The sequence below is a fragment of the Aliterella sp. E5.1 genome (assembly GCF_057473825.1).
The window spans coordinates 1-1,597 of the sequence record NZ_JBYCCV010000354.1 but is presented as its reverse complement, the minus strand read 5'-3'; the positions used below and the strand labels follow the sequence as shown (position 1 = coordinate 1,597).

1 protein-coding gene is annotated in these 1,597 nt (G+C 42.9%); it reads right to left on the bottom strand.

The window, feature by feature from the left end:
* Positions 1 to 136: 136 nt before the first annotated feature.
* Positions 137 to 1,597 (bottom strand): EAL domain-containing protein (locus tag AC2VE5_RS27175; RefSeq protein ID WP_486890646.1); only part of this gene is annotated, 1,461 nt, incomplete at its 5' end.

Genomic DNA, 1,597 nt, shown 5'->3' with positions numbered 1-1,597 from the left:
CCTTGAGAAAGTGAAAAGTATAATTCAAGCACGGCTCAGCCTGAAAGCAATTTAACTTAAACGCCTATTTTGTATGAATTTGGGCTTGGTGCAAAATTTGAGATAGATATCTAATCTGCTTTGACCACCCCACCCTTCAAGAGTTGAATTGAAGAGGCTGTGGTTTAGCAATGCCATAGCCTTGGGCATAATCTATACCAAGGGCTGTGATTATGCCCAAGATAGTATCATTCTCAACAAATTCCGCAATAGTTTGAATTCCCATGGCATGACCAACTTGGTTGATTGCTTGGGTTAGTGCTAAATCCATTGGATCGTCAACAATATCTTTGATGAATTCTCCGTCAATTTTTAAATAATCTACTGGCAGATTTTTGAGATAAGCAAAAGAAGACATACCACTACCAAAGTCATCTAGAGCGAAACAACAACCAAGCTGCTTTAGTTTCCAAATCAGCTTACTAGCTTTGCTTAAATTAATAATAGCAACAGTCTCAGTAATCTCAAAGCAGATTACTTGTGGCGGGACGGAATACAAGGTAAACTGTTGCTCCAAAAAGTCAATAAAAGAGTCGTCATTGATACTTGCCCCGGATAAGTTAATTGCGTACATAGTCGAACAGCATAGTTCTAGGCAACATTGCCTAGCTTCCTGACAGTGCTGATCAAGATTAGCAAAGAACTTACTGATTACCCAACGGTCAATGAGATGCATTAGGTTATAACGTTCCGCTGCCGGAATAAAAGCCATTGGCGGCACTAGCTTACCCGTTTCATCCTGGAGACGCAGCAGAATTTCGTAATGCTTCTCTTGTGACAGTGATGGAGCTAAGGGGACAATTGGTTGAGAATAAAGGCAAAAAGAATTAGACTGCAAAGCTTCATTCAGCCGCGATACCCATTGCATTTGACCGTGACTAATTGCCAAATCTTGGTCGTTAGCTTGATATTGGTGTACGCGATTACGCCCAGCATTCTTAGCCGCATAGCAAGCCATGTCCGCAGCACTCAAAACGTTAGACAAGTCTAAGGTATCAGCATCAATGACAACTAAACCAATGCTGACCCCAATCGTAAAAGTTTTATCTTGCCAAATAAACCGAAATTCTTGGAGACTTTGACGCAGCGCATTGGCAATACGCATTGACTGAATTAGGGGACATTGTTCAAGCAACAAACCAAATTCATCGCCGCCTAAACGAGCGAGAGTATCAGTGGCACGCACCTGCTTTTGAAGCAGAGCTGTAACTTGACGTAATAGCTCATCTCCTGCGGCATGACCGCAGGTATCATTAACAATCTTGAACTGGTCTAGGTCCAGATAACACAATGAGTGTCTTTGATTATAAGCCTTTGCACTGCTGAGTGCCTGTGCCAAATGTTGCTCGAATTCCCATCGATTTATTAATCCTGTCAATTTGTCATGGCGACTATGCCAAGCTAAACGTTGCTCACTTTCCTGTAGGGCAATTTCTGCTTGTCTGCGCTCAGTGATATCAGTGTGCGACCCCACCCACTCACGGATGCTACCATCAGCGTTGAGAACTGGTGTACCACGAACAGAAAAATACCTGTACTCTCCATCGTGGCGACGCAA